This is a genomic window from Paenibacillus sp. SSG-1, from assembly GCF_002224835.1.
GTDB lineage: Bacteria > Bacillota > Bacilli > Paenibacillales > Paenibacillaceae > Paenibacillus_AQ > Paenibacillus_AQ favisporus.
On sequence record NZ_MBRK01000001.1, the window covers coordinates 931,390 to 954,846 of the forward strand.

The following is a 23,457-nucleotide window of genomic DNA, read 5'->3' on the forward strand; positions in this document are numbered from 1 at the left end:
TTACTCTTGGTCTTCGTCGGGGAGTTCTTCCTTAATGCGCACAATGACCCGGGTTCCGTGCCCGGGCTCGCTCTCCACTTCAAGACCGCAGGTGCCGCCGTAATGCAGACGTACCCGCTCGGCCACATTATGCAGCCCGATGCCGAATGCACCGCCCGCGTCGCCGTGCTTCAGGCTGCGGTTCAGCTGCTGGACGGTATCGGCATCCATGCCGACCCCATCATCGCCGATCACGAAGACGACGTGGTCCTGTTCGCGCGAAGCGGTGATGGTAATGGTGCCGAGTCCGGGCTTGCGCTCCAGCCCATGAAAGACCGAATTTTCCACAATCGGCTGGAACACGAGCTTGAGCACCGACAGGCCGAGGTAGGGCTCAGGCACATCCATGATGAGCCGGAATTTATCCGGGAAACGGATGGCCAGCAGGTCGAAATAGTTACGGACATGCTCCAGCTCCTGCCGGATGGTCACCGGGTCCCCGCTGCGGACGATGGAATACCTCATCTGGTTTCCCAGCAGGTAGGTCAGCTTGGCGACGCGCGGATCGTCGTTGCTCTCGGCCAGCATGCGGATGGACTCGAGCGTATTGTAAATAAAATGAGGGTTGATCTGGCTCTGCAGCGCCCTCATGTCGGCGGTCTGCTTGCGTTTTTCCGTCAGCTTGATTTCGGTGAGCAGGTCTTTGACCCGCAAAATCATCCGGTTGAAATGGCTGCCCAGCATGCCGATCTCATCATTGTATTTAGGCGAAATCCATACGTCGAGGTTGCCGTGCTGAACTTTGCGCATCAGCCGAACCATGGATTTCAGCGGTTTGGTCAAGGCGTGAGAGAAGAAGGTTGCGACGAACAGGGCGATCGCCAGCAGGATTAAGGTCGTAACCATCAGCGCCCGGCTGTTCTGCTGGACCTTGTACAAAATTTTGGACAGCGGAATCGTGACGGACGTCGTCCATCCGGTCTGATCCGACGTGTAGTAGACGGTCAGATAACGGGTTCCGTGTATCGTCGATTCAAAATGGCCATCCTTCTGACCCTTGGCCGCCGTCATCAGCGCGGTCAGCCGATCCTGAACCGAATTCGCATCACCGCTGGCGTACACCAACTGTCCTTGCTCATCCATAATGAGCGAGCTGCCCTGGGTCACCCGATCCATTGGCTCGACGATGCCTTGAAACAGGCGGATATCGATATCCAGGACGATGATGCCGAGATATTGGAGCGAGCTGGCCGAGTTAATGGTCCGCAGCACGCTGATGACATCCATCGTACTGCTGCCGTTGACCGTGATCGGGTGGCGGCCTTCCAGGATCGGACGGGCTCCGCCCGCCTCGCCTAAGAGCTTCTTCCAGCCGGGAAGCTGATTTTCGGCCGACAGATCGTTGATGTTCCCGTTCTTGTCATAAAAAATATGATCATACCGGTCAACGAGGTAGACGGCCACGACGTCTTTTTTGGTATGGCTCAGATAGCTGAGAAACATGCCCATACTCTCGTTCTTGTACCAGTCGGTGTGTTCCTGTCCGAGATAGTACTGCACATCCTTGTTATACAGGGGAAGCGCCGTGTAGCGCTTCAGGTCGTCCACGTACCGGTCGATCGTATCGGAGGCGTTGTCGGCCATCTGTCCCGCGTTGTTGGTGGCGTTCTGCAGCACGGAATTGAACGTGGACCTTGCCGACAGGTAGCTGACATAAGTGATGGGCAGCGATAACAGAAAGACAAATACGAGAATCAGCTTTTTCTCCAATGACAGATTGGCCAGAAAGAGCCATCCCCTGCGTATGATGCGGCCGATTGCAGTACTCATAACCGATAGTCCACTCCCTGATGCTTGTCTTATTTAACCGCTCCGCTGGTTACTCCTTCAAAGATATAACGCTGCAGGAAAAAGTACAATATGACCGTAGGCAAAAGGATGACCAGAATCGCGGCGCAGATGAGGTTCCAATCGGCCGTGTTGACGCCCTGGAACCGCATCAGTACAGTGGTAACGACGCCGAGGCTCTGCTTCGGCATGTATAAATACGGAATGTACATATCGTTATAAATGCTGATCGTTTTCAGAATAATGAGCGTTGCCGTGGCCGGTGTCAGCAGCGGGAAAATGATCGAACGGTAAATTTTGAACAGGGATGCGCCTTCCACCATGGCGTTTTCATCCAGGTCATAAGGGATGTTGCGGATGAACTGCAGGTATAGAATGATCTGGATCACGTCGGCTCCGATGTACAGGACGATCGGGGCACCCATCGTGTTGTACAGCCCGAGGCTTTTGATAATGCCGAATGTGGCAACCTGTGTCGTGATGCTCGGGATGATGGTAGCGACAAGATACGCCCCGAACACGATCGGTTTCAGTTTGAAATCGAACCGGCCCAGGACATAGGCGACCATCGTGCCGAACAAAATGTTCAGCGCGAGCGAGACGACGATAATGATCAGAATGTTGCCGAATCCGCTGAGCAGGCCGCCGCGCTCGAACACGACCTTGAAATTTTCGAAATTCAAAAAGTTATGGGGCAGCGACATTGAGCTGCTGCTGTTAAATTCATCCCTCGATTTGAATGCGTTGATGATGACGACATAGGGAGGGAACAGGACGACGAATACTCCGATGAGCAGGGTCAAGTATTTAATCAGATCCTGGATCTGGAATTTGGACGAATGCATTATTTATTTCCTCCTCTGCTGAGCACAAGCTGCTGAACGGCCAGTACGATGACCACAAAGAACAATAAGATGACGCTCATCGCCGAGGCCAATCCATAGTTGTTGTAGGCGAAGGCCGTTTCCACGACGCGCTGCACGTAGGTCTGGCTCGCTCCGGCAGGTCCGCCTTTGGTCAGCACAAACGGAAGGTCGAACACTTCGAGCGCGCCCGTCACGGTCAGGAACAGGTTCAGCTGAATAACCGGCTTCATGTTCGGCAGCGTAATTTTCCACAGGGTCTGCAAAGAGCCGGCACCGTCGATTTTCGCCGCTTCGTAAATATCCTTCGGAATGGCCTGAAGGGAAGCGATGTAAATGACCATGTTGTAGCCCATAAAGCGCCACAGTCCGGTAGAGGCCAGCGCATAGTTGACAAGCCCTTCCGTGCCAAGCCAGCTCGTTTCGCCAAGATGCTTCAGTCCAAGGCTTGAGAGGAACAGGTTCAGCGAGCCGTTGGTCGTGTCAAATACGTATCCGAACATAAAAGCGACCGCCACGCCGTTCATGATGTAAGGCAGAAACAACAGAATCCGGAACACGTTCCGGCCGCGCAGCCGGCTGTTCAGGACGACAGCAAAGTAAATGGCGATGATATTCTGGACGATCCCCATCGCAAAGTAAGCGAAATTGTGCTCAAACACTTTGAAAATATCCGAATTGGAGAACACTTCCCGGTAATTGTCCAGGCCGACCCAAGGCTTCTCCGGGCTGTAGCCGTCCCAGTTCGTAAAGCTGTAATAGATCAGCTTGATCGCCGGGTAGTAGGTGAAGGTGGCTAGTAGAATTAAAGGAATCAGTAAAAAAGAGACGATAATGATCGTCTTCTGTTTGCGGTACGAGAGCGTTCCGAACATGCTATACCTTCTTTCTGCAAGCTTATAGGCGTTTCTTGGATGCAAGCCGACAGCAAAGCGGATTACCTCCTAAGGCGGATAATCCACTTTGCCGGGCTATTTCTGTAAGCAGGCGTTATTTGCCGAGGTCTTTCTTGGCTTTGGCCCACGCCTTGTTCCATTTATCCAGGACGCTTTGCGGATCCTTGGCAAGGACGAATTCCTGAACCATGGCCGGCAAATCGATCTGGGCTTTATTGAGGATGTCGGTAACCGTCGCGTCGTCCGGTGTGCCTTCCTGAAGCTCCACGCCGGTAGCCTGGAATTCCTTCAGCTGGGCCAGCTTGGACTCTTTGTCTTTCAGCGGCGGGATGAATCCGGCGAAATCTTCGTAACCGGAATCTTCGATCATCCATTTCACGAAAGCTTTGGCAGCATCAACGTTTTTGCTGTTTTTGGATACGGCATAGAAGAAGTCAGGGCTAAGGGCGGCGCGCAGCGTGCCGGAGTTGTCATACGGCAGCGGGAAGAAGCCGACGTTGTCCGAAGTCGTTCCTGCACCGACGACTTGATTGATAACCCAGTTGCCAAGGAAGTACATGGCGAACTTGCCGGAGGCCACATCTTTCTTGGACTGCTCCCAGTTGGTGGAGTTGATGTCCTTCTCCAGGTAGCCTTTTTCATTCAGTTCACGGATCAGGCTGAACGCCTTGCCGTAACCGTTGTCCATCGTGAACGGCGTGTCCGTGTTCAGCTTCGCGTTCGGGAAGTCCGCATTGTTCTCGATCAGCCGCGGCAGGTCATACACCCAGTTGTTCAGCGGCCACTTATCCTTGAAGTTGGAAGCCAGCGGCACGATGCCCTTTTGCTTCAGCTTTTCACAAGCCGCCAGGAACTCGTCCCAAGTTTTCGGGATTTCCGTAATGCCTGCATCGGCGAACGCTTTTTTGTTGTACACGATACCGGAAGTGGAGTTGCCTGTTGTGATCCCGTATACTTTGCCTTCATAAGATCTGAAGTCTTTAAACGTAATCTTGTCATCCAGCCCGAGATCGTCAAGCGGAGCAAAATACTTCGGCAGGTCGGAGTTCGGAATCGTCGGGATAAACATCACGTCCGGAAGCTCATCGCCGGCCATTCTCACTTTGGCCTGCTGGTTATAATCGGTTTGCGAACCCTCGAATTCCACTTTGATATTCGGGTATTTCTCGTTAAAGCGCTTTACATAATCGTCATACTCTTTGCCGATCATGTCGGTGCGGTTGGTCAAAAAGGTGATTTTGCCTGACAGCTCGGTTCCGCTTCCGGTAGATCCGCCGGACGAAGTGCCGGTGGTGTCCGTGCCTCCTCCGCTGCTGGCCGAATCATCACTGCCGCCGCTTGATCCGCAGGCGGACAGGGACATGGAAAGCATCAGGATCATAACAAATCCTAACAACGTAACAGATTTCTTTTTCATTTCTACTCTCCCCATTTCGAATATGTTAGCGTTTGCATTGCTATTATAGCTTTTTGAATGCGTTTTTTAAATGTACTCATTTGTTATTTATTGTCTTCTATTATACTAATCACAATAAAAATTAGTGTTATTTATATAACAAAATAATAACAAATTAAATATTGAAGGAGAAAGAAGAAAATACTGCTAAAGAGAGTTGGCGGGGAATAGCATTATTTTGCTGTATAAGTGTGGGGGAGAAAGGGGATTGTTCGTGACGAGCTAAAGTGCATAGAGAAAGGGAAGAAGGGGATGGTGCGGACTTAAAGAGCGAAGAAGAAGGGCGAAGTTGCAGCGCTGGTTCGCCGCAGTTCCGCCGGATCGGTGTGTACATTTTGGCATGAGCGGAAGAACAAACAAGAAAGGAGCCGTCCCATGAGGGACAGCTCCTTTAGTAGATATAAGAAGGTATAAGCTCCAGAGAGTGATCTTTCTTATATGGAAGAAAAACCTCCGCTAAATACGGTCTGTCTTCTTTGAATCTGGCGCCGATGGACGTCCTTCAAATATTGCGCCTTGTTGGCCGCTTACACGCCTTCCGGACGCATCCGGCACACGACAAACGGCTCATGCAGCGCCCGGAGGGCTGCCGCAAGCTCATCCTCCGGCAGCGCCGGCTCCGAGCTGACATGGTATTGAAATTCGTAAAAGCCGCCGAGTGTCGCTTTAAAATTGGTCTCCCAATAGTTGGTCATCAGCCAGGCGTACGATTCCGGCTTCTCGTCCTCCGCTTGCTGGGTGTGGAGGCGTCTTGTGCCGTACTCCAGCGGGCCCCATTGCATGAGCGGCGTATCCGGCGAAGCCAGGAGCAGCGAGCTTCGGTCATCCTGCCAGGCAATGCCTTCCTGGACGCAGGCATAATCGAGGCAGGTCCCCGGAATCTGGTCCTTCCACGGACGCACCAAGCCTCCCGGTTTATCTGCATACAGCGTATCCCGCAAGGTGTCCCCGCTTGTAAAAGGAAGCGAGAGGTAGACGTTCTCCGGGCTCCAGACGCTGTCTTTATGAAAGCGCGCCGACACGTCGACCCGGTTCCGGTTGGCATGGACCCGCAGGAACAAGGCGAAGTAAGACAAGCCGTTCAACTGGTACGTGATTTCTACCGTTGCATAAAGCGGTCCGTTCTCCATGGTGCGCACCGATGTAATGCGCCCGGCGGAGCGCTCGGCGTGAAGCCCCTTGCGATTGCGGCCCATCCGTGCCCGGGTGCTCCATACCTGGGAGGCGTCCGTCTCATCCGCCGGCCGGGTAACTTCGTAGATCGGTGTGAACGCACCGTACGGATTGCCGCTGCGCAGCATCTCGGTGTCCAGTTCCTTGTTGAACCAGGAATGAATGCCGCTGTCGGACCAGGCCAGACGGACGAACGGGGATTCCAGGCCGTTCCGGGTCATGCGGATCGGCGGATGGCCGGCAGCGCCGGAAGTCCCCTGGAACATGTCGTCCATGTCGTATACCTGGTCTGCTCCGATCAGGCGGGTGTTGGTCGTCGTCGTGCCCTGCTGCCGTCCCTGAGCCAGCGGGCGCAGAAGCAGGAAGCAGGTTTCCTGCGCCTGCAGCTTGAGCTCGGTGACGATGGTGTGCGGATGGACGGACTGCTGCGGCAGCACTTCGCCGGTATCCTCCCGCACGACTTCGACGCCTTCGCGCAGGGCGCCGGGCTCCCAGCCGTCCAGCTGGAGCGTGACGAGCTCTGTCACTTCGCGCCCGGCCAGATTGCTGACCCGGAACCGGTACGGCCGATCCGGGTACAGCGTGGCACTGCCCTGCTGCAGCAGCACCTTGTCCAAGGCGCGGTAGGCCCGGCGGCTTGCTTCGGCGGCGTGCGCCAGCTTACGGACCTCCAGCAGCTGGACGTTTTTATGCCACGGTTCATAAATGGAGGAATGGTAGCCCCACGTATGCTCGGCATACAGCGCCAGCGCTTCCTCAGTCTCATCGATCTCGGCCCGGCTCAATACGCTTGCTTCAGGGTCCAGCTTGACCGCCTTGCGGAGCGTCCGCTGGGCATCCCGGAAGACCTGGGTATGCATCGGTGTAGAGCTGACGCCGTCCGTCCACCAGTCCGGCCAGTCTCCCCGGTGGACGGGCAGTTCGGCCAGATTTTCCTGCTTCAGGCGGGCAAAAAAGCCGCTCAGGCTGGTCATTTCGATCGTAATCCGATCGCCGTGCTGCTCGTTCCAGGCCTGGATCCATTCGATGATCCGGCTGTTCGGCGCGCCGTTATCGGTGCCGAGTCCCGAGAGCATGACGGGGACGAACGCATACGGGTACTGCTCGGCTTCCAGCTGCGCCAAGTACCGGCGGATGCGGACCGTGGCGATGGCGTCATGGATCGCTTCCGGTTCCACCAGCTGGTGATTGAACTCGTCGCGGATCATATATTTGCCGAGCGCTCCAGGGCACAGGCCCAGCTCGTTGCCGATCATATAATGCTCCCCGTTCCAGACGAGAAGGCGGCGGCCGTCGCGCGTTTCCCACCAGAAAGGAGCCTGCTTGCGGCCAAGGGCGTACATGCCGTGATGCGTATGGATACAGCTGAACAAATGCTCGATTTCATGGTTCAGCAGGCTGTCGGCATACCCCCAGCCGTACCCGTTGATATCTGCGGTCATGGCGCTGTCCACACGGCTGCCAATGGAGGCGGCGTAGGCTTGGGCTTTGCTGTGAAGGCTGCTGAGCAGCTGTTCGTCCGGCAGCTCCGTCATGTTCAGATAGGTGCCGGACAGCTCGAGGTCGCCGCGGAGGACGGCTTCGGCAAACGATTTTTGCTCCTCGGGCGTGGCCGCCTTCAGAAACTGCTCCACCGCCCAGAACGTTTCGCACGTCCAGCGGAAGCCTTTCCATTCGGGTTTGGCACCTGCATGAGCGGCATTGGCGATCCGCAGCGCCTGGCGGATGAAATCGACATGGTACTGCTCGATCTTCTCTTGACGATCGGTATAGCCGAGGTCGGTGTGGGAATGGTGAATGGCGTAAATCGTCCATTTACGGGCGGGCAGCGGCGCGTCGGCCTGTTTTAACTGTTGTTCTAGTGTCATCGTATATCCTCCTTAAGGGGAGAGTTGTATTGGCCTTCCAGCGAAAGCCGATTTAGGGAAAAAGGATCCGTATTAGTCAAAAAGCATGTCGGCTCCGTAAAAGACCAGCCGCAGCAGATCGTCTTCATACAGCACGGGCAGCCGTACCGGGAGCAGCGCGTCCGTAAGTGAAGCGCCGAAGAGCGGCAGGCTTTTGGCAATCTGGCCGCCCAGGATCAGGCGGTCCGGCCTAAAGCTGGCGGCATACGGGCGCAGCATCCGTCCGAGCCGCTCGCCGTAGGTGCGCCAGACCCGGAGGGCGGCGGCCTCGCCCCGGGCGGCCGCCGCGGCAAGGTCGATGACATCATCGCCTTGCCGCCGGGCCTGGAGCGTGTCCGCCAGCGCCAGCACGCCGCGCCTGCCGAACTGGCCGTCGACCGGCGCGCCCTCGAACGTCTCGGCATACAGCATGCCGCTCTCGGGCACGCCGTCCGAGCCGCTGACCGTCCGGCCCCGGTCCATGAAGACCGAGCCGAGACCGGTGCCCAAGGTCAGGCAGAGCAGCCGCTCGCCGGGGTAGCGCTTGGCGGCGCCCATGCCGAACAGGACGGCATCGTTGCCGAAGGCAATGTCTGCTTCCGCGAGTGTCCGCATCCATAAGGCGCTGCCCGGCAGCCCGGCGCGGCGGCGAAGCTCCTTCTTGAGCAGCTCACCTACGGGCACGCCGTACAGCTGCTCGTATTTGCCCAGCCCCCGGATGCGGCTGATGCCGCGTTCGTAATCGAAGGGGCCCGGAAATGCCGTCCCGATGCGAAACGTCACATCGTGCTCCGGGGTGCCGCTTCCCTTCATGTATGCTCCGGCAAGCCGGATGATCAGGCTGGTGAAATGGGCGATGAAGCTTTCGGCATCCGCTTCCGAGCGTGAAGGCTGCTCCAGATACGGCTCGGGCAGAAGGATCCCGTTCTCCAGCACGCCGCCTTTCATGAAGGTTCCGCCGGCGTCGATGGCCAATGTGGCGACCGTCCCAGCCGGCGTTTTGCCGGGGGTCCCGCTCATGCCCGCTCACCGGGCTTCCAGTGGTGCGGAAGGAGCGGCGTATTCCAGCCTGGCGAAACCTGGGCGCGGATCAAGGTGCAGGGCCCGGGGCCAACCGGCTCGAGCCGGTAGCCGCCGATCGAGGCGGGAACAATGTAGGCTTCTGCATACCCCCATTCCACGGCGGCTTCCTCGTCGCGTTCCGGAATCAGACGGACGCGCTGCCCCTCGACCAGGTTGTACATGACAAAACCGCCTTCGGTATGATCCTCCCACGGTCCGTCCAGACGCAGCCGCTTGACCTGGAACAGCAGGTCGTCCCGCTCGCCGAGCAGCTCCTCGGTGCTGTTTCCCTGCACGCGGCTGATCTTCGGCTGTGCGATCAGATGCTCACGGACATACGTGGTGTCGAAAGCGTCGATCATGTTCTGCTCCGCATGGTCCCGGTTGATCGGACGGGGCAGGCCGTCCTGGTCAAGGCGGAGGTGATCGTAAATTTTAAAGGTAAACCACCAGGTGGTGGACGATATTTCGAGCACGAGATTGTCCCTACCGGAAAAATGGACGGCGCCCGGCGGGATCAGAAAAAGATCCCCTTTGCGGGATTCCCATACGTTAACATACTGACCGATGTCCAGCGGCTGTCGCGTCTCATGGGCCTGATCCACCGCCTGAAGCAGGTCGCTGCCGCCCGTTCCCTCCCGGAAGCCCAAGGCGACGATGGGGGAGGACCCCGGCTTTTGCTCCATAATGTAATAGGATTCCTGCTGCGTCATCGTTTCGTTGAACGTCCGCTCGATGTATGCCTGCTGCGGATGGACCTGCAGCGACAAGTTGTCGCCGTCGATCGTATCCAGGTAATCGAAGCGGATCGGAAAATAATCTCCGAACAGCTCCACGTTGCGCCCTCCCATGATTTCCTCCGGGTGGGAGGTAAGCAGGAGCGGAAACGGCACTTCGATGACGCTGCCATTTGCTTCGATCAACAGCGTATTCTCCGGGGCGATCGGCTCGAATGCCCAAGCGCAGTTGCGCCAATCTTCAGGCAGTCCGCACAGCTCCTTCAGGTACTGCCCGCCCCATATGCCCGGCGCAAAGAACGGCTTGACCCGAAACGGGCGTCGGGCGGCGGCAGCCAGCAGTTCTCTGAGCGCCGGGAGGGTAGCCCAGGCCGGCGATTCCGGCTGATTCATATCGATATACACATCGAAATCATACAGATGCCGATTCCGATAGTTCTCCCACACGGGCCATTCCAGGAACAGGGCCTGTTTGTATGTCTCCACCGGATCGGCGCTTTCGCCTAGGCCAAGACTGCCCATGCCCATCCGGTGGAGCTTCTGCTGATACTCCCTGGACAGGTCGCAGTAGACGGAAACATCCGGAGAGGGGCAGAGGAAGAGCGCCCCGGGACCGGCGGTCACGACCATCGGAATCGGAGTTTCGCCGGCTTTGACCGCTTCGCTGCAGATTCTCAGCTTCTGCTGAACGTCCTGGAGCCACTTTTTCCCGGCTCCTTCCTGAAAATAGCCGTCTTCCGAAACGTCGGCGGCGATTCTGCCAAACGCGCGGTTATCGGTCAGATAGGGATGAAACTGCCGCAGAAGGTCCTCCGGTTTCTTCATATAACGGGCAGTATCGATTCCGATCCAGGGAACGTCCTCTTCCTCGCAGTAAGTGCGGAGCCGGTTCACCCAGCGGCCGTACTGGGCTCCGTTCGCCGCATCGATCGCGACGACAAAAGCCTCTCCGCCGTGATTTTTGTACATGGCGGTCAGCCGGCCCATTAAGGTATCGTAATCTTTAGAGAAGCCGTCCAGAATAAGAGAAGGTTCTTCGAGGCTGTGAACGGGAATGGAATTGACGGGTAACGGATTAAAGGATGGGGGTACTGATGCAGTCATGGGTGCTTCCTCCCTCTTGTCTGTCGTTATGTGTAACATTGTAAGACGAGAGAGAGGAAGCGTCTTTAAACGATCCAGAACAGCTTTTGTACAATCAGGACATGTTCGGAGGGAAATGTTCTTTGCCCGAACGCCCTTCGGTGAACTGGGAACGTCTGAATTTCGCGGGGGATACACCGAGCCGGCGGGTAAATATTCGTGTAAAATAATGGACCGACTGAAAGCCGCACTGCGATGCGATGTCCTTGACGGGCAGGTCGCTCTGAAGCAGCAGCTGGGAAGCCCGGCGTACCCGGCGTTCCTGAATATAGTGGACAAACGATTGGCTCAGGTTGGCCTGAAACAACCTCGTTAAATGGCGGGACGAAATATGCAGGTGCCCGGCAACCAAGGCGAGTGTCAGCTCTTCGCCCAGGTTGTCGTCAATGAACAGCTTGACCTGCCGGAACAGTGAGTTCTCTTCGGCGGCTGCCACATCCGAGCCGGCGTCCGGCGTATCCTGCTGCTGTGTTCCGTGCAGGGAGAGGATGGACAGCATCAGCGACATCGAGACGTGGCTGAGTACCGGTTGGAGGGCCGGTTTTGGAGTCAAAAACATAGAGATGAGCGCATCCCACAAATGCCCGGCGGGCTGCTCGTCCGCACCGTCCACCACCGGCTGCCCATGCTCGGCCAAGTGCCGGTAAGCCTCCAGGTATGGGCTCCCGGTATGCTTTTCATCCACCTCAAAAGCGGCATAAACGAGCGTAAGACCCGTCTCGCTTTGGATCTGGTGCCAGACGCCGGGCAGCGACAGGAAGGCGGTGCCTTTCTTCAGCGGGTATTCTTTGCCTTGTTCGATGTATGCGCCTTCGCCGTCCACAACGTAACAGGCTTCAAAGAAGGAGTGGCGGTGCATGGAATTGTCATAGTGCGTGGGCATAAACCCCCAGTACATCATGGCGATGGACAGGCCGGCTTCCTCCAGCCGGGTCAGTTCGCGGTTGCAGATTTGGTTGGCCCGGCGGAAAACGGATTGGATCGTCATGGCAGGCGTTTCTCCTTTGGAATGATGGGTGAACTCTGAAGATGCTGTGTTAAGATGCGGGTGGAACAGCCATAAGCGATAGTTCACGGAAATGTAAGTCTACATGCCATTCTAGACCATTCCGTTTCCAAAATACAGTCGGGTGTTAGGGGAGAAATGAAGGGAGATGGCCACGTGAAACCAGGTCGTCTTTTGCGGGTCCGGGGCGAATGAACGGTAATATCATTTTAAGGAAACTGGATCGGATTGTTTGGGGAGGCATTTAAAAAGGCGCAGGATCGTCACCGCGAAATGAGACCTGCATGGTTGTGTCTGAACCGCCTGTTTGTGCTAAACTGTTGGTGTATTATAGAAATATTGACAGACGACGATGAGTTTAATATATTTTTAGGGAGACTAAATAAATGTCGCACTCATATCAAAACAATATCGGGTACTGGATCAAACTAATTTTCCGGGAGACCGGCAGGCTTTACGATCAGCGGTTGGCCCAATATGGCATTACCACTTCGCAGGTTGGGGTCCTTGTCCAGCTGTGGAACGTCGGGGATGGGCTGACCCAGAAAGAGCTGCATGAGCGGCTTCGCATTCGGCCAGCTTCGCTGACCAACCTGCTGGATCCGCTGGTCAAGGGAGGCTGGGTTATCCGTAAACAGGATGCAGAGGATGCCAGGGTAAAGCGTATATTTCTTACGGACGCCGGCCGGTCGTTAGAACAGGTTTGCGGCGGTATTGTGGAGGACATCGAAGAACGAATCCAACAGCAGCTGACCCCGGAGGAGAGCGCTTTGATGCTTGTTTGGCTGAGAAAGATCCACAACGGCGTGATGGAAGGAGGAGAGGATCGAGGGAAAGACTTGCATTCATTATTTATTGAGAATGATTCGGAATAAGCGAAGGTATCGAAGATAGCGGAGGTAGCAGGGATAACAGTGGTAGCAGAGCAGCGAAGGTAGCAGGGATAACAGAGGTAGCGGAGCAGCGAAGGTAGCAGGGATAACAGAGGTAGCGGAGCAGCGGAGGCATCAGAGGTATCCTGGCGGTTGCCATCAAGGACAGCCGGCAGGAAGCGTCGGAGAATCGGGGATGCAAGCACGCATCATGATTCGTGACGTTTTTCTTTTGGATATATATTTAGGATAACTAAAAATTTAAGTAACTAAATAAAATGGAGCTCAATTTATGATTCATTTTCATTTATAAAGGAGAGATCGGGATGGATCTGGGACTTAGAGACAAGGTTGTAGTCATCACTGGAAGCTCAAGCGGAATCGGAGCGGCGACGGCTGAAAAATTCGGTATGGAAGGGGCCAAGGTTGCCGTTACGTATGCGAGCGGGCGGGAAGCGGCGGAACGTACGGCAGAGAAAATCAGAAGCCATGGCGCAGAGGCCATTGCAGTTCATTATGATTTAACGGACGATCGTTCCATGGATCAAGCCGTACATCAGATTGCCGAGACGTGGGGAGGTATTCAGGTACTCGTTAACAATGCTGTTCTGTGGGGAGACCGCGGCGTCATGGGCCTGGCCTTTGAAGACACGGATGCAAGCGGTTGGAGACAAACCATACGCGCAAATCTTGAGGGATACTACTATACCATTCAGAAAGTGCTGCCATTGATGCGGACATCCGGCTGGGGAAGGATCATCAATATTTCTTCGGAGCTGGCTGAGGACGGCATGGCTGGAGGCGGGGCGTATACAGCGGCCAAGGCCGGTCTGCACGGTTTGACGGCGACGTTGTCCAAAGAGCTGGGACCCGCCGGAATCCTGACGAATGTGGTGATGCCGGGCTGGACGATGACGGAGAAAGCCCTAGCGATTTTTCCGGCGGAGATGATCGAGAAAGAGCGGGAGAACGTGCCTACGCGCAAACATAGCGCACCTGAGGATATCGCGAACCTGGTCGTCTTTCTCGGGTCTGAGGCAAACGGGAATATTAACGGCGAATTGATTCGGGTTACCGGAGGAAAATAAAAGTAAAAGGTTAATGAAGTACTTCAGCCCCCTCTCTTGAGGAGGCTTTTCTGTACCCTGGAATGTTACTGTAATAACGCTTTGAAAAGGGAGGTACGGGGCCTCTGCTAACTATTGAATGAATTCCAGTTGACACCCGTCTCTCAGCCCTTCCACTGCTGTCGGTACTGCCTGGGCGTGAGACCGGTCTTTTGCTTGAACAGCCGATGAAAAAACTTCAAATCGCTGTACCCGGCCCGGGCGGCGATTTCGCTCACGCTGCCGTCGCTTTCGATCAGCATACGGCAGGCGGCGTCCATGCGGATGCCCTGCAAATAGGCGGTGAAGCTCATTCCCGTCTGGCGGGTGAACAGCCGGCTGAAATGCCTCGGGCTGAGGCTGGCCTGCGCCGCCAGCTCGCCCAGCCGCAAATCGGAGGCGAAGTGACGCTCCATATAAGCGATCGATTCGTTGATCGTCAACGAGCCTTGGCGCCTGACGGCTGGCGGATCCAGCTGCAGCCGGTGCCGGTACAGGCCGGTCAGCACGCGGACCAGCAGCGAGGCCAGCAGCAGCAGCCAGCCGGGGCTTCGGCCGGCATATTCCCGGTAAAGCTCACGGAACAAAGCGTGGTATTCGCCGCTCTGATCTTTAATTTCCAGCCAGGGCATAGCCGGATCCAGAAAGGCGGCGAACACCTCCCGATCGCGCGGAAAAGCAGCTTCAAGCTCCCGGAGATAATCGGCCGGAAAGATGCAGTTGTACACGACCAGCTGCCGGTCCTTCCGCGGCGTCTTCGGCCGGAATACATGCGAGAGTCCGACCGGGATGAGAAACAGGCTGCCCTGCTCGGCCGGCCAGGCTTCCCCGCCGATATAATGGACACCCGACCCTTCACTGACATAGGTCAGCTCCACAAACTCGTGAGAGTGTTCCAGCATATCGAACGATTCGGACACGCGGTTGACGTAGAAGGGTACACCGGGCTCGAAAAAAGCGTCCATCCGCAGCAAGGCCTGGCTTCGTTTTATGCTCACTTGCCTTCACCCCTCGATGGTGGATTTTCTGAAAATCAACCTTTGCTCCTATCCTAGGTGATCATTCGCGATATGTCCAGATCAGCCTATATTTTCGTCCTGATCACCGCCTGTATCGCCAAGCAGCCTTTTTTATAATATCAGCAAGTATAAACACCAGAGGCATTGCATCCTGATATTGCAAGAAAAATTACCTTTGAATGCGGTCTGTCTTCTTTGAAGGTACGTCGATTGACGCTTGAAACACATGGCCAAAGACCCTGGCTAGCATCCAACGCAAAAAACGGGAGGGAAGTCTATGTCAACGCTAGGCATTACGAAATTGACCTGCGAATACCGCAGCGAGCCGCTTGGGCTCGGCACGGAGCGTCCCCGCTTCAGCTGGCAGCTCACGTCCGGCCGGATGCATGTACTGCAGTCGGCTTATCATCTTCAGGTGACGGGAGAGGAAGGGGATTTTGCCGGGGATCATCTGATCTGGGACACGGGCGTCGTGGACTCGGACGAATCGGTGCTTGTCGAATATGCGGGTGCCGCGCTTCAATCCGGACAATGCTGCAGCTGGCGCGTCAAAGTGTGGGACCAGCAGGGGCAGGAGTCGGAATGGAGCGACACGTCCTATTTTGAAATGGGGCTGCTGCGGACGGCGGACTGGAGTGCGGACTGGATTACGCCCGAACCGGGACGAATCGATCCCCAGGCGGAGGAAGAGTTCCTTCTTCGCAAAGCGTTCCATGTGAGTAAAGACGTCCAAAAGGCACGAATATACGCGACAAGCCTAGGCTTCTATGAGCTGGAGCTGAACGGCGAGCGGGTGGGCGACTGGGCATTCACACCGGGCTGGACCAGCTACCGGCACCGGCTGCAGGTTCAGGCCTATGACGTCACCGACCTGATCCGATCCCGGGCTGACAATGCCATCGGTGCGGCGCTGGCCAACGGATGGTATAAGGGCAATTTGGCTTGGGAGAACCATCGCAACCTGTATGGTGACCAGCGGGCGCTGCTGCTTCAGCTGCATCTTGAATATGCGGACGGCAGTACAGAAATCATCGGAAGCGATCCTTCCTGGAAAGCGTCGACCGGTCCGGTACGCATGTCGGAAATTTACCACGGCGAAACGTATGATGCGCGGCTGGAGGCGGGCGGCTGGAGCCAGCCCGGGTTTGATGATGCAGACTGGACAGGGATGGTGAAGCTGGATCACGCCAAGGACATCCTCGTCATGCAGGAAAATGAACCGGTGAGGGTCATCCAAGATTTGAAACCGGTTACAGTTCTGCGGACGCCTGAAGGGGATACCGTACTCGATATGGGACAGAACATGGTGGGCCGCATGCATATGCGCCTGAACCTGCCGGCCGGCACGGCGATTACGCTAAAGCACGCAGAGGTGCTGGACAGCCGCGGGAATTTTTACACGGGCAATCTCCGCAAGGCAAAGCAGTCCGTAACGTATATCTGCAAAGGCGGCGGTGAGGAAACGTATGAGCCTCATTTCTCCTTCCAGGGCTTCCGTTATGTGAAGGTCGAGGGCTGGCCGGATGCCGAGCCGCTGAATCCGGACCGGTTTACAGGCCGTGTCATGCACACGGATATGCCGCAGACTGGGCGGTTCGAGTGCTCGCATGAGCTGTTGAACCAGCTGCAGCATAACATCGAGTGGGGCCAGCGGGGCAACTTCCTGGACATTCCGACCGATTGCCCGCAGCGCGATGAGCGGCTGGGATGGACCGGGGACGCTCAGGTGTTTGTGCGGACCGCCGCGTTTAATTTCGGCGTGGCACCGTTTTTCTCCAAGTGGCTGCACGACCTGAAGGCCGACCAGCGGGAGGATGGCGGCGTGCCGCATGTCATACCGCAGGTTCTCGACGATAACGCCTGCTCGTCCGCAGCGTGGGGAGATGCCGCCGTCATTTGCCCTTGGACGATCTATCTTTGTTATGGCGATAAGCGGGTTCTGGAGGAGCAATATGACAGCATGAAGGCATGGGTCGACCATATCCGCGCCCAAGGGGACAATGAATATTTGTGGAATACCGGGTTTCATTTCGGCGACTGGCTGGCGCTTGACGCGAAGGAAGGCAGCTACGTCGGGGCGACGCCAAGGGATTTGATCGCCACCTGCTTCTATGCATATTCGACTTCCTTGTTCGTAAAGACCGCCGAGGTTCTCGGGCGTACCGAGGATGCCGCCGCTTACCGCCAGCTGTACGAACGTGTGGCCGAAGCGTTCCTGAACGAGTTCGTCACGCCGGGCGGAAGGCTGGCCGCGCATACGCAGACCGCGATGATCCTTCCGCTGATGTTCGGGCTGGTGGAAGGGGAGGTTCAGCGCCGGATGGCGGCTACGCTGGCGGAGTACGTCAAGGAACAGAACCACCATTTGACCACCGGATTCGTCGGTACGCCGTACCTGTGCCATGTGCTGACGGAGAACGGCTACCACGACCTGGCCGTGAAGCTGGCGATGCAGGAGGATTACCCGTCCTGGCTGTATTCGGTCAAGCAGGGAGCGACCACGATCTGGGAGCATTGGGACGGTATCAAGCCAGACGGCTCGTTCTGGAGCGATGACATGAACTCGTATAACCACTACGCCTTCGGCGCCATCGGCGACTGGCTGTACCGGGCCGTGGCAGGGCTGGATTTGAATGAAGCTGAAGGACCGGGGTATAAGCGGATCCGGCTTCGTCCACGGACGGACTCGGCGCTGTCTTACGCCAAAGCTGCGCTGGATTCGATGTACGGTACGATCCGGAGCGAATGGAGCTTGTCGGACGAGGACGGGGACGGGGACAGCCCGCTGGCGTCCTACGAATTCGAAATTCCGCCGAACACGACCGCTGTGGCTGAACTGCCGGGCGCTTCGATCGCTACGACGCGGGTCAATGGGCAGCCGGCGGATCAGGCATCGGGTGTACTGAGCGCCAAGGAAGACGACGCTGGAGTGCTGAAGCTGGAGCTGGGATCCGGCGTATACCGGGTGACCGTCCAGCAGCCGAGTCCAGCATTGTCCGGGGCGTGAGGCTAGGGCATGGTATGGGGTTCATTTATACCCTTGCTTCCTGTTCCTACCCGTGCTGTTAGGTTTCGTTGTAAAAGAAAGCAAGCCTCGCCGACAGAGTCGGCGGGGCTTTTTTAGATATAAGGGAGCATAAGCTTCAGAGACAAGGATTTTCTTATGTCATTAAAGAAAAACTTCCGTTGAATGGGGCATGGATGCTTAGAATGTGCGTGGATAGCTTTTTACACCTGCGGTACCGGCTCTTTCGCCAGCACGCGGCTCGTGCCAAAGATAAGCAGGGACGCGGCGAAGCAGCAGGCTGAGAACAGGCCGACGGCCGCATACCCTCCGGCGTACAGCAGGCCCGCAAGGGAGGCGCCGACTGTCGTGGCGGCGTTCATGGTCGCCGTAGCCGTGCTTGAAATCGTCCCCCGCAGCGAGGGATTCAAGTTGTTCAGGACGCCCATGATCATTGGAAAAAGAATGCCCAGGATGAAAAAGATAGCGAAATACATAATCGACGCGGCCATGAAAGACGGCAGGTGCGGGAGCGCGGCATAGCCGATCATCAGGAGCGGCACCGCAGCGGCTACGATCCTGGACGGCGTCCACAGGTTGTTGACATATCCGCTCACGAGACTGCCGGCCAAATTGCCCACGCCGAGGAAAATCATAATCGTGCCGATCTGGTCAACGGGTAGGTGAAAGCGTTCCGCTGACCATTTACCCAAAAACGCAAACGCGGCATTGCTGCCCAGATGGATCAGGAAATAAGCCAGGAAAGCGCCTCTAGCCCTGCCGCTTCCGAGAAGAGGTGCATATCTGCGCCAGAAGGCCTGCCGCGATGGAACGGCATTCGATTGCGGCTTCATGGAAGGCAGGATGAAAAAGGCGGCGCCGGCAAGCAGCAGGGACAGGGCTCCGATCGCGAAAAAGGGGAGGGACCAGCGTTCTGCCGCGAGCCAGCTGCCGATCGGAACTCCGAACGCTTGGGATACCGCGAGCCCCGCATAGGCAAGCCCCATCGCCTTACCTTTTTTCTCTGCGGGCAGCAGTGTTTGGATGGACGCCCACACCTGCGGTGCGGCAAAAGCTGCGCTGATCCCGGCGAGCAGCCGGAATAGGCACATCATCCAGAAGTCTGCGGCGATTCCGCACAGCGCGGTGGATACCGCAAAGCCCAGCAGTCCGAGCAGCATGACCTTTTTCCGATCCAGACCGTCCGAGAGCGGGCCGGCAATCAAGGCGAAGACCGCGGCGCCTAGCGTGTAGGAGCCCATCATCCAGCCGGACATTCCCGTGGGGACGCCGTACAGGTCCTGAAGCGTTGGAATCATCGGGGAGATGAGGAAGGTATCCGTCCCTATCATAAACATGATCAGAAAAAACAACGCAGTAAGTTTCATATTTACTTCTCCTTTCCTTCTTCGTGGTTTTAGAGAGGGTGTTCTTGCTGTCATTGCATCGCTTAATAGTGACAATTATTGTCATGAACTTTGATGGTACAAAAATACGCCAAACAGCACGGGAAGCGCCGCCGTAACCGTAAATGTTTCGGGTATGCCCACCTAGCGAATGTGTTGCTTTAATTCGTGCGGTATGGAAAGGAACAGGGAGGCATGCCAGCATGCCCCTGTTTTGAAAGACACCGCCGCCCACGGATCACGATAAACTGACCCATTGATCCTTGCGGTACTGCTTGGCGATATAAATGATTTGGCCGATGTGGTATGCGTTATGGTACAGGCTTTTTTCAATGGCCTCGATGACGGTGACGGACCGGCCTTTGATCGTGATTTCCGTCAGCAGCTGCTCCTCCCGGAGCGCGGCGATTTGTCCCAGGAACAGGCTCCAGCCATGTTCCCAGCGATCCAGCAGGGCTGCGCGGTCGAGCTCTTCATGAATGAACTCCGCATCGCGGTTTCGGTCCGGTTTCTCCCCGTCGGTGGTAAACGGTTCGGTCCATCGGGAAATCATATTCCCGCTCATGTGCTTGACGATCACGGTGATGCTGTTGGAACCGGATTCCGGGGCCCAAGCAAGGGCAGAATCCTCGAGCTGCCCGATGGCAGCTTCGGCCGTGCGTTTCATTTCTTCCAGTCGGGTTTTGACCGCGCTTTGATATGTTGTGAACAATGTTGATGTCATAGGTTGTGCCTCCTTTGGGATATCGGTCTGAAAAACAAAAATCTCATCCATGCTTCTCCACAGTCGGTTTCATGACCGTGCTGTGCTTTCAGCATAATGAGATTTTGAGTATAAATCCAATATATATATCAAGCAATATCATCAAAATAATTGATGATTTATGATCCGACCTGGGATAGCGGCGGTGCAACCATGGCCATAAAGTTAGCCGCCGGCGCCAGAGGCTCTTCGCCAATCCGGGTGTACAGCCGGATCGGGTCCTTGACGCGCATCCCGGGAACACGCACCTCCGCAAGCTCGCCGGATTTGAGCTCCCGGGCTACCGCAAGGGAGGGCACAAAAGAAACGCCGTATCCCGATTTGACGGCTTCAATCGTTTCATGCATCCCTTCAATGCAGATCCCGGTTCGCGGCTTCGGTACTTCGTAGGCATCGCAGAGGGAGAAGAGCTTCCTGCGGGTATAGCTGCCTTCTTCCCGGAGGATAAAGGCGGTTGCCATCAGCTCTTGGAGCGTAGTGGCGGCACCCGCTAAGGGGTGGTCCGGGTGGGCGATGAAGATCAGCTCATCTTCCATGAGTGTGATGTATTCCAAACCGGAATTCTTCGGACCCTCACCGCAGATGAGCGCGATGTCCACCGAATGGTCGAGCAGCCGCTCCATTGCGATACGGGAGCTGCCCCGGGTCAACTGGACATGCACCTTCGGATACTGCTGCTTGAAGCAGACGATCCAAGCGGGAAGCACCGTCCGGCCGGGCAGATCTGTGGCGCAGATCCGGAGGCTGCCTTCGAGCCCGATTTTGAGTGCGTTCATTTCCCGCTCCATCTCGTATTCCAGCGAAAACAGCTGCCGTGCCCGGGCAGCCAGCCGCTCGCCGGCTGGCGTCAATTGGATGGAGCGCCCCTTGGAGGTTACCAGCTTCATCCCGAGCTCCTGCTCCAGATTCCGCAGCTGGGCGGTGGCTGCGGGCTGGCTGAGCAGCAGCTTGCCGGCGGCCCGGGTCACGCTTCCCGTACTAGCCACCTCCGCGAATACGCGCAATGCGTGCAGATTCATCCTTTTCCCACCTTTGTCGTTGGATTGTATTCAAATTGCAATTAATTGTAGTTGTATACTTGTTTATGACCTAATCATCGATTTTTTTAATGCGTCGAAATGTTGCATCCATCAGATCGATGAGTTGTTCTTATTTTAACGTGTAGGATATCGGTCGTAAAGGTGGGGGGAGCAGGAGCCCGGACATAACGAATTCAATGAAAACAGGCTCCCGACAAGGCCGGAAGCCTGTTAATACCGTTTAAACGTCGTCAAATCAACCGCGGTCATCCAAATCCCATTTCAGGATCAGTCCGGCGTGGGTCAAGCCGCCGCCGAATCCGTACAGCAGCAGTGTATCTCCGTTCTGCAGCTTGCCTTCGTTCAGTCCCAGCTGGAGAGCCAACGGGATCGAAACCGAAGACGTGTTGCCGTAATACTCCATGCTGGTCAGTGTCTTCTCCACGGGGATGCCGGCTTTTTCGCAGATGGATTCGACCATGCGGAAATTGGCGCTGTGCGGAACGAACCAATTCACGTCCCCGGCCGTCATTCCCGCCTGCTCCAGCAAAGATTCTACGCCCTGAGCCACGGTGCGCGTCGCCCATTTGTAGACTTCCCGTCCGTTTTGGACCATTTTCTCGCTCGTTAGCAGATCCTCACCATTCATCGTTTTGGAAAGGTTCGTGCGATAGACGTGGATGCCGCCTTCGCCGTTCGTGCCCAGATGGGCCGCGATAAAGCTTGGGCGCTGCTCATCCTTCTCGACCAGAACGGCCGCGGCTCCATCGCCGAACAGGATGCAGGTCGACCGATCCGTATAATCTGTTACGCGGGACAGCGTCTCGGCCGCGACGACCAGGACCTTCCGGTGCAGACCGGATGTAATCAGGCCGTTGGCCATATGCAGCGCATAGGTGAAGCCAGCGCAGGTGGCGTTCAGGTCAAATGCCGCACTGCTGGGGATGTGAAAGTACCCTTGAATTTGGCAGGCCACGCTCGGAAAAGCGTAATCCGGCGTCGTCGTCGACACGATGATGCAGTCCACATCGGTCAAGTCCTGACCGTAACGGCTGACCAAGTCTTCCACGGCCTTATAAGCCATGGTAGAGGAGTATTCGTTCTCACCGGCAATCCGCCGCTCCCGCATACCGGTCCGCTGGACGATCCACTCGTCGCTCGTATCCACCATTTGCTCCAGATCCGCGTTCGTCAATTTTTTTTCTGGAACATAGCTGCCAATAGCCGTAATGCGGGCTGTCGATACTGAAAGGTTCATTATCAATCGCTCCTTTTAGGAAAATTTGAGTTCTTTTGGGTATAAAGGATGGGGTGTATATTAGGAAATTAAAAAAATAAGGCCAATTTGTTGATATCAAGTATTAGTATCTGGTACTAATTATAGACGTGAATTGGGGAGAGGTCAATAGGGTGGTGGTGGTATCGTTAGTGCGCACTTTTGCCTGATTCGGATCTCCCGATAATATAATGGTTAAAGGGATGAAGAATTACGTTTAAAGTATTCTAGTCAAAGTAAAAGACGAACATACTATGTATAGGAGTAAGCAACTTGACCTAGAAAAAACCTCTTCTGTAAGGAAGGAGTGAGACTTCCATAGCAGAAGAGGCATGATTTAAATGATATCTATTTTAGATTTAATACATTGGAAAATGTTCTTTGGCGTAATGATCTACTTTGTCGAAAACTTCTTTGGTGGACTTCTTGTCTTGCATGGTTGTATCCTTTAACACATTATTTAAATCATCAATGTAGGATTTGTACTTTTTGGCATCATCAGTTATATCTTTACCTTCCATTGTATAACTAGTAAATAATCGTGAGGAAGTTATTACAAAATCTGAAGTAAAGCTGGGAAGAGGGGATAACCCCCTTTTGTATAACAATTTACTTTTAACATCTAGTAGTTTTAAATCCGAATCCATCTTGTAAGTGGAACTTAACAAGTCGTATAGCGCCAGTTGTTTCTTTTTTTCATCCGTTTCCTCGAAATAGGTATTTATACTTGTTTGCGCAGCACGAATGTCAACCATAAACAACTCGTAGGAACCTTTAATTTCACCATTATTTGGAGTGGATTTGTAATCTTGATACAACATTGAAACATTAAAGAAAATTGACACAATTAATAAAATAAGGAGGATCGCACTAATATATTTTCTCAAAATTTCTCTCCTTTCTTAAAAGTAGTTGATATTAATCCATAGTAAAACTATTGAGC

The 23,457-nt window shown here is 55.4% G+C and carries 17 protein-coding genes; 3 read left to right on the forward strand and 14 right to left on the reverse strand.

What is annotated here, in order from left to right:
* The 8 genes from BCV73_RS04440 to BCV73_RS04475 form a co-directional block, all read right to left on the reverse strand.
* Positions 1 to 1,809, reverse strand: a complete 1,809-nt coding sequence (locus BCV73_RS04440) for a cache domain-containing sensor histidine kinase (RefSeq protein ID WP_089546232.1) — start codon at positions 1,807 to 1,809, stop codon at positions 1 to 3.
* Positions 1,810 to 1,838: 29 nt separating this feature from the next.
* Complete coding sequence (locus BCV73_RS04445; protein ID WP_089546233.1) at positions 1,839 to 2,672, reverse strand: carbohydrate ABC transporter permease; 834 nt, start codon at positions 2,670 to 2,672, stop codon at positions 1,839 to 1,841.
* Positions 2,672 to 3,565, reverse strand: a complete 894-nt coding sequence (locus BCV73_RS04450; protein ID WP_076169143.1) for a carbohydrate ABC transporter permease — start codon at positions 3,563 to 3,565, stop codon at positions 2,672 to 2,674. The genes BCV73_RS04445 and BCV73_RS04450 overlap by 1 nt, the downstream gene beginning before the upstream one ends.
* Positions 3,566 to 3,680: 115 nt before the next feature.
* Positions 3,681 to 5,003: an ABC transporter substrate-binding protein gene (locus tag BCV73_RS04455; RefSeq protein WP_076169141.1), complete on the reverse strand. Its 1,323-nt coding sequence runs from the start codon at positions 5,001 to 5,003 to the stop codon at positions 3,681 to 3,683.
* Positions 5,004 to 5,569: 566 nt separating this feature from the next.
* Positions 5,570 to 8,083 (reverse strand): glycoside hydrolase family 38 N-terminal domain-containing protein, encoded by a 2,514-nt coding sequence (locus BCV73_RS04460; protein ID WP_089546234.1) that lies wholly within the window; start codon positions 8,081 to 8,083, stop codon positions 5,570 to 5,572.
* Positions 8,084 to 8,155: 72 nt separating this feature from the next.
* Positions 8,156 to 9,076, reverse strand: coding sequence for an ROK family protein (locus tag BCV73_RS04465; RefSeq protein WP_179231884.1), 921 nt, complete (start codon positions 9,074 to 9,076; stop codon positions 8,156 to 8,158).
* Between the two features lie 41 nt (positions 9,077 to 9,117).
* The gene (locus tag BCV73_RS04470) at positions 9,118 to 11,004 is read right to left on the reverse strand and encodes a class I mannose-6-phosphate isomerase (RefSeq protein WP_089546236.1); all 1,887 of its coding nucleotides are present in this window, start codon (positions 11,002 to 11,004) and stop codon (positions 9,118 to 9,120) included.
* Positions 11,005 to 11,098: 94 nt separating this feature from the next.
* Positions 11,099 to 12,031 carry an AraC family transcriptional regulator gene (locus tag BCV73_RS04475; protein ID WP_089546237.1) on the reverse strand — a complete coding sequence of 311 codons (933 nt, stop codon included), beginning with the start codon at positions 12,029 to 12,031 and terminating at the stop codon, positions 11,099 to 11,101.
* Between the two features lie 404 nt (positions 12,032 to 12,435).
* On the opposite strand from BCV73_RS04475, the gene BCV73_RS04480 reads away from it, so the two are divergent.
* A complete protein-coding gene (locus BCV73_RS04480; protein ID WP_089546238.1) occupies positions 12,436 to 12,924 on the forward strand; it encodes a MarR family winged helix-turn-helix transcriptional regulator in 489 nt (162 codons plus the stop codon).
* 323 nt (positions 12,925 to 13,247) lie between these two features.
* Positions 13,248 to 14,009, forward strand: a complete 762-nt coding sequence (locus BCV73_RS04485; protein ID WP_089546239.1) for an SDR family NAD(P)-dependent oxidoreductase — start codon at positions 13,248 to 13,250, stop codon at positions 14,007 to 14,009.
* Between the two features lie 143 nt (positions 14,010 to 14,152).
* On the opposite strand, the gene BCV73_RS04490 is transcribed toward BCV73_RS04485, so the two are convergent.
* Positions 14,153 to 15,025: an AraC family transcriptional regulator gene (locus tag BCV73_RS04490; protein WP_089546240.1), complete on the reverse strand. Its 873-nt coding sequence runs from the start codon at positions 15,023 to 15,025 to the stop codon at positions 14,153 to 14,155.
* Positions 15,026 to 15,323: 298 nt separating this feature from the next.
* Between BCV73_RS04490 and BCV73_RS04495 the strand changes: the two genes are divergently transcribed.
* Positions 15,324 to 18,053 carry an alpha-L-rhamnosidase gene (locus BCV73_RS04495; protein WP_089546241.1) on the forward strand — a complete coding sequence of 910 codons (2,730 nt, stop codon included), beginning with the start codon at positions 15,324 to 15,326 and terminating at the stop codon, positions 18,051 to 18,053.
* A gap of 221 nt (positions 18,054 to 18,274) precedes the next feature.
* Here BCV73_RS04495 and BCV73_RS04500 read toward each other — a convergent pair whose 3' ends face one another.
* The 5 genes from BCV73_RS04500 to BCV73_RS04520 form a co-directional block, all read right to left on the reverse strand.
* The gene (locus BCV73_RS04500) at positions 18,275 to 19,438 is read right to left on the reverse strand and encodes an MFS transporter (protein ID WP_089546242.1); all 1,164 of its coding nucleotides are present in this window, start codon (positions 19,436 to 19,438) and stop codon (positions 18,275 to 18,277) included.
* 256 nt (positions 19,439 to 19,694) lie between these two features.
* Positions 19,695 to 20,180 carry a DinB family protein gene (locus BCV73_RS04505; RefSeq protein ID WP_089546243.1) on the reverse strand — a complete coding sequence of 162 codons (486 nt, stop codon included), beginning with the start codon at positions 20,178 to 20,180 and terminating at the stop codon, positions 19,695 to 19,697.
* Positions 20,181 to 20,338: 158 nt separating this feature from the next.
* Complete coding sequence (locus tag BCV73_RS04510) at positions 20,339 to 21,238, reverse strand: LysR family transcriptional regulator (RefSeq protein ID WP_089546244.1); 900 nt, start codon at positions 21,236 to 21,238, stop codon at positions 20,339 to 20,341.
* A gap of 256 nt (positions 21,239 to 21,494) precedes the next feature.
* On the reverse strand, positions 21,495 to 22,496 hold the full coding sequence (locus BCV73_RS04515) for a ketoacyl-ACP synthase III (RefSeq protein WP_089546245.1): 1,002 nt from the start codon (positions 22,494 to 22,496) through the stop codon (positions 21,495 to 21,497).
* Between the two features lie 377 nt (positions 22,497 to 22,873).
* A complete protein-coding gene (locus BCV73_RS04520) occupies positions 22,874 to 23,401 on the reverse strand; it encodes a hypothetical protein (RefSeq protein WP_089546246.1) in 528 nt (175 codons plus the stop codon).
* Positions 23,402 to 23,457: the final 56 nt, after the last annotated feature.

Coding starts and splice junctions, on each gene's coding strand:
- BCV73_RS04505 (WP_089546243.1), bottom strand. CDS start 20,180: ATGACATCAACATTGTTCACAACATATCAAAGCGCGGTCAAAACCCGA.
- BCV73_RS04475 (WP_089546237.1), bottom strand. CDS start 12,031: ATGACGATCCAATCCGTTTTCCGCCGGGCCAACCAAATCTGCAACCGC.
- BCV73_RS04445 (WP_089546233.1), bottom strand. CDS start 2,672: ATGCATTCGTCCAAATTCCAGATCCAGGATCTGATTAAATACTTGACC.
- BCV73_RS04455 (WP_076169141.1), bottom strand. CDS start 5,003: ATGAAAAAGAAATCTGTTACGTTGTTAGGATTTGTTATGATCCTGATG.
- BCV73_RS04485 (WP_089546239.1), top strand. CDS start 13,248: ATGGATCTGGGACTTAGAGACAAGGTTGTAGTCATCACTGGAAGCTCA.
- BCV73_RS04510 (WP_089546244.1), bottom strand. CDS start 21,238: ATGAATCTGCACGCATTGCGCGTATTCGCGGAGGTGGCTAGTACGGGA.
- BCV73_RS04460 (WP_089546234.1), bottom strand. CDS start 8,083: ATGACACTAGAACAACAGTTAAAACAGGCCGACGCGCCGCTGCCCGCC.
- BCV73_RS04450 (WP_076169143.1), bottom strand. CDS start 3,565: ATGTTCGGAACGCTCTCGTACCGCAAACAGAAGACGATCATTATCGTC.
- BCV73_RS04440 (WP_089546232.1), bottom strand. CDS start 1,809: ATGAGTACTGCAATCGGCCGCATCATACGCAGGGGATGGCTCTTTCTG.
- BCV73_RS04495 (WP_089546241.1), top strand. CDS start 15,324: ATGTCAACGCTAGGCATTACGAAATTGACCTGCGAATACCGCAGCGAG.
- BCV73_RS04515 (WP_089546245.1), bottom strand. CDS start 22,496: ATGAACCTTTCAGTATCGACAGCCCGCATTACGGCTATTGGCAGCTAT.
- BCV73_RS04500 (WP_089546242.1), bottom strand. CDS start 19,438: ATGAAACTTACTGCGTTGTTTTTTCTGATCATGTTTATGATAGGGACG.
- BCV73_RS04480 (WP_089546238.1), top strand. CDS start 12,436: ATGTCGCACTCATATCAAAACAATATCGGGTACTGGATCAAACTAATT.
- BCV73_RS04470 (WP_089546236.1), bottom strand. CDS start 11,004: ATGACTGCATCAGTACCCCCATCCTTTAATCCGTTACCCGTCAATTCC.